The following is a 3,212-nucleotide window of genomic DNA, read 5'->3' on the forward strand; positions in this document are numbered from 1 at the left end:
CGCCTGCCCCCGGCCGCGCTGCTGCGGCTGGCGGCGCGGTGCGACGCCGCGTTCGTCTGGGCGCTGGCCGAACACCGGCTGCGCGGCGGCGAGGCACCGGGGGCGGCCCTCGCGGGCACCGTGGCGGACGTGGCCGCGGCCGCGCCGGGCTCGCGGCTGAACCTGCTGCTCACCGACGGCACGACCATCGCGGCCACGGCGTGGGGCGACTCCCTGTGGTACCTCACCGGCCCGGCCGGGCGGACGGCCGTCGCCTCGGAGCCGTACGACGACGACCCCGGCTGGACCGAGGTCCCCGACGGCACGCTGCTCACCGCCACGCGCGCCGGCATCACGCTCCTGCCCCTCGCCCCTTCTTCTCTCCTTCCTCCCGACCCGCACAAGGAGCCCGCTCAGTGAGTCCGTTCGCCCTGACCCGCACCCTTCCCCCCGACGCGACCACGGCCGCCCTGCGCGCGGACGTGGCCATCGGGCTGACCCGTACCCCCAAGGAGCTCCCGCCGAAGTGGTTCTACGACGCCCGCGGCAGCGAGCTGTTCGACGAGATCACCCGGCTGCCCGAGTACTACCCGACACGCGCCGAGCGGGAGATCCTCCACGCGCGGGCCGGGGAGATCGCCGAGGTCGTCCGCCCGCGCACGCTCGTCGAACTGGGCTCGGGTTCCTCCGACAAGACCCGCCACCTGCTGCGCGCGCTGCCGTCCATCGACCACTACGTGCCCGTCGACGTCAGCGAGAGCGCCCTCACCGGCGGCGCGGAGACCCTGCTCGCCGAGCGGCCGGAGCTGACCGTGCACGCCCTGGTCGCCGACTTCCAGTACGGGCTCGCGCTGCCGGCCGTGCCCGGCCCCCGCGTCCTGGCGTTCCTCGGCGGCACGATCGGCAACCTCAGGCCCGCCGAACGGGCCGTCTTCCTCGCGACCGTGCGCTCCGGGCTCGCCCCGGGCGACGCGTTCCTCCTCGGCACCGACCTGGTCAAGGACGAACGGACGCTGGTCGCCGCCTACGACGACGCGGCGGGCGTGACCGCCGCGTTCAACAAGAACGTCCTGTCCGTCGTCAACCGCGAGCTCGGCGCCGACTTCGACCACGACGACTTCGACCACGTGGCCCTCTGGGACGCCCGGGAGGAGTGGATCGAGATGCGACTGCGGGCCCGGTCCCCCGTCATCGTCAAGGTCCCCGCGCTCGACCTCGCCGTCCACTTCGCGGCGGGCGAGGAGCTGCGCACGGAGATCTCCGCGAAGTTCCGGCAGGAGCGGGTGTACGCGGAACTGGCCACGGCCGGGCTCGAACCGGTCCGCTGGTGGACCGACCCGGAGGGCCGCTTCGCGCTGTCGCTCTCCGTGCCGGTTAGCCTCACGGCGTGAACGAGAACGAGGAGAAGCACGACCGGATCCCCGCCGGTTTCGAACGCGGCACCGACGGCCCCAAGGTGATCGTCGTCGGTGTCGACGGCTCCGACACCTCGTGGCGCGCCGCCGCCTACGCGGCCGGCCTCGCCCGTCGGCAGAACGCGCTGCTCGCCGTGGTCTACGTCCAGCCCGTGCTGGCGAGCAGCGCCGCCCTCGGGGCACCCGTGGCGGAGATGACCGAGGAGGTGGCGGAGGAACTGCTCGCCGAGATCCGCGACACGACGGAGCGGCTGCGGGGCGTCTACGAGGTGCGCTGGGAGTTCCACACCCTGCGCGGCGACCCGTACAGCGGCCTGGTCAAGACCGCGGACGAGCTCAAGGCGGACGCGGTCGTCGTCGGCGCGTCCGAACAGGCGGGCCACCGCATCATCGGATCGGTGGCGGTTCGCCTGGTGAAGGCGGGGAGATGGCCGGTGACGGTGGTCCCGTGACCGGAGTACGGGGGTTCTTTGTCGTGGGGGCCGCCTGCGCCCGGGCGGCCCGGCGCCTCTGGCATCACCGCGCTCGTGGCGGCGCGGTGATGCCAGAGGCGGGCGCGGCCCGGCCTACGCGGCGCAGAACTCGTTGCCTTCCGGGTCCCGCATGACCCACCAGTGCCCGGCAGGGCCCTTGTTCACCTCGCGGACGCGGGTCGCCCCCAGCTCCTCCAGCCGGGCCACCAGCTTGTCGAGGCCGCCGGGTCCGCTGTGGATGTCGAGGTGCAGGCGGTTCTTGCCCGCCTTGCCCTCGGGTACGTCCTGGAAGAGCAGCCGTCGGCCGTGGCCGACGCCGCTGGTCTCGTCGAACGGGTCCTCGGGGTGGCGGATCGCGGCATAGCCGCGGAAGTTCTTGCGGCCGCGGTGCTCGATCACCGCCTCCTCGCCGATGTGACCGGCGGTCAGCAGCTGCTCGATGAGCGCGCCGGGGTCTTCCACCTCGTATTCCAGGGCCGCGGCCCAGAAGTCCGCGAGGACGGGTGCGTTCGTGCTGTCGATGACCAGCTTCCAGCTCAATGCCATGTAACCAGTTATAGTGGTTACATGGACTCCACCGCAACCAAGGGGCTGACGCTGCGCTCCCATACCGGCGTCGCCTACCGGTTCGACCCCGGCGCGCTGTGCCTGGAACTCCTGACCACCGGCGGCCCCGGCCCCTACCGCCGCTACGAGGTCCTGCACGAGCCCGCCGACCTGGCCTCCTGGGCCGAGCGGTCACGGCTGACGCCGACACCCGTGCTGGAGATCTCCCGGGCCGAGGTGGCCGACGCGCGACGGCTGCGCGACGCGCTGTTCCGCATCGTCATCGCCCACACGCGCGGAGAGCCGTACCCGCCCGGTGACCTGGAGGCCGTCAACGAGGCGGCCGCCCGCCCGGCTCTGGCGCCCGCCGTCGCACCGGACGGGAAGCGGCAATGGGCCGGGGCCCCCAGCGGCACGCACCTGGTGGCCACCGTCGCCCGGGACGCCGTCGAGCTGCTGACCGGCCCCTTCGCGCACCGTATCCGCACCTGTGCCGCCGAGGACTGCCACCTCGTCTACGTCGACACCTCACGCCCCGGCCGCCGCCGCTGGTGCTCCATGGAGCACTGCGGCAACCGCCACAAGGTCAGGGCGCTGCGCGCCCGCCACACCGAGAAAGGATGACCGCCATGCCCACGGGACTCACGAAGGACGCCGGCTGGCAGATCGGCGTGTCCCGCACGCTGCCCCACCCCGCGCCCGTCGTCTGGGACTTCATCAGCGGCCCCGAAGGGCTCGCCCTCTGGCTCGGCCCCGGCGCGGCCCTCACCCCCGAGCGCGGCGCCCCCTACCGGACGGC

At 73.5% G+C, this 3,212-nt stretch carries 4 protein-coding genes and 2 pseudogenes; 5 read left to right on the plus strand and 1 reads right to left on the minus strand.

The genetic code is table 11. The features are described 5' to 3' along the window. The 3 genes and pseudogenes from K6I34_RS34245 to K6I34_RS34255 form a co-directional block, all read left to right on the plus strand. Window positions 1-399: pseudogene (locus K6I34_RS34245) on the plus strand (class II glutamine amidotransferase); the annotation flags it as partial. After that, the gene (gene egtD / locus K6I34_RS34250) at window positions 396-1,370 is read left to right on the plus strand and encodes an L-histidine N(alpha)-methyltransferase (RefSeq protein ID WP_229331940.1); all 975 of its coding nucleotides are present in this window, start codon (window positions 396-398) and stop codon (window positions 1,368-1,370) included. The pseudogene K6I34_RS34245 and the gene egtD, both read left to right, overlap by 4 nt. After that, on the plus strand, window positions 1,367-1,846 hold the full coding sequence (locus K6I34_RS34255; RefSeq protein ID WP_229331941.1) for a universal stress protein: 480 nt from the start codon (window positions 1,367-1,369) through the stop codon (window positions 1,844-1,846). The genes egtD and K6I34_RS34255 overlap by 4 nt, the downstream gene beginning before the upstream one ends. A 114-nt stretch (window positions 1,847-1,960) precedes the next feature. On the opposite strand, the gene K6I34_RS34260 is transcribed toward K6I34_RS34255, so the two are convergent. After that, entirely contained in the window at window positions 1,961-2,413 is a 453-nt protein-coding gene (locus K6I34_RS34260) for a VOC family protein (protein WP_229331942.1), read from the minus strand. Window positions 2,414-2,434: 21 nt separating this feature from the next. On the opposite strand from K6I34_RS34260, the gene K6I34_RS34265 reads away from it, so the two are divergent. Then, window positions 2,435-3,037 (plus strand): ABATE domain-containing protein, encoded by a 603-nt coding sequence (locus K6I34_RS34265; protein ID WP_229331943.1) that lies wholly within the window; start codon window positions 2,435-2,437, stop codon window positions 3,035-3,037. A gap of 5 nt (window positions 3,038-3,042) precedes the next feature. After that, window positions 3,043-3,212: pseudogene (locus K6I34_RS34270) on the plus strand (SRPBCC domain-containing protein); the annotation flags it as partial.

Origin of the sequence: Streptomyces sp. UNOC14_S4, assembly GCF_020740835.1 — a bacterium.
In the GTDB taxonomy this organism is placed as follows: Bacteria; Actinomycetota; Actinomycetes; order Streptomycetales; family Streptomycetaceae; genus Streptomyces.

What these genes read in the sequence shown, in the direction of transcription:
- K6I34_RS34265 (WP_229331943.1), top strand. Translation starts at nt 2,435, where the DNA reads ATGGACTCCACCGCAACCAAGGGGCTGACGCTGCGCTCCCATACCGGC.
- K6I34_RS34260 (WP_229331942.1), bottom strand. Translation starts at nt 2,413, where the DNA reads ATGGCATTGAGCTGGAAGCTGGTCATCGACAGCACGAACGCACCCGTC.